1 protein-coding gene is annotated in these 838 nt (G+C 61.7%); it reads right to left on the bottom strand.

The window, feature by feature from the left end:
- Positions 1–792: IS30 family transposase (locus AC5Y21_RS26005; protein WP_499917027.1), on the bottom strand; the 792-nt coding region annotated here is incomplete at its 3' end.
- Positions 793–838: the final 46 nt, after the last annotated feature.

Below are 838 nucleotides of genomic sequence, written 5' to 3'. Positions count from 1 at the left end.
GCCGATCGCGCTGTTTTTAGGCCCCACGATCAAATCCCCCTCCCAATGGCCGGGTACCGCGCGGTCATCGGCTTCCGGCGGGCGATCGGCGATCTTGAATTCCTCGCCGTTGCTAAACGTCCCGCGGCGCGTGTTGGGGCCCCGTCGTTTGCGTGAGGCTCGCTTGGTGGACAGGCATTTGTGCAAATCAGCGCGCAGACTGCCCCGGGTCTGCACATACAGGCACTGGTAGATGGTCTCGTGACTCACCCTCATCAGCTTGTCATCGGCGTATTCGCACGCCAATATCTCCGCGATCAGCCGCGGACTCCAGCCCTGATCCATCCACGCCTCGATGACCGTGCACAACGGATTGTTCTTGAGCTTGAACTCCTTGGGCCGGCGCGCATTATCGCCGGCACGGGCATGAGCCATCCGGGCGTGATAATCCCCGTCGGGAAGGCTATTGCGCTTGATTTCTCGACACACCACCGACCGGTCCCGCTCGATCCGGCGAGCGATCTCAGCTTGACTGCAGCCCATGTCTAGCCCCCGCATGATCTCGATGCGCTCATCAAAGCTGAGTCGATGCCCCCGCCCACCTGACAGCGCCATGTTGCCGGCATCGGCCACCCCCCGACGACCACGGCCACTCATTAGCAATTTCATGGCTCCAGCATCGCGCCACCACCACCAGGCAGTGTTGTAGTGCACCCCGACCGCGCAGGCCGCTTCTCGAATACTCGCGCCCTGACAAACCCGATCGAAGACATCTCGACGAACCGACCTCGGTCGCGGGGATCCCTTCGGCATCGCAACCTCCAACTCATAGATGTTGCATTGACCGTATGAATCCGCC

The organism is Mycobacterium sp. NGS41 (genome assembly GCF_059812725.1).
Note: the sequence above shows the minus strand (reverse complement) of the source record. Positions and strands in the feature narration are given on the sequence as shown.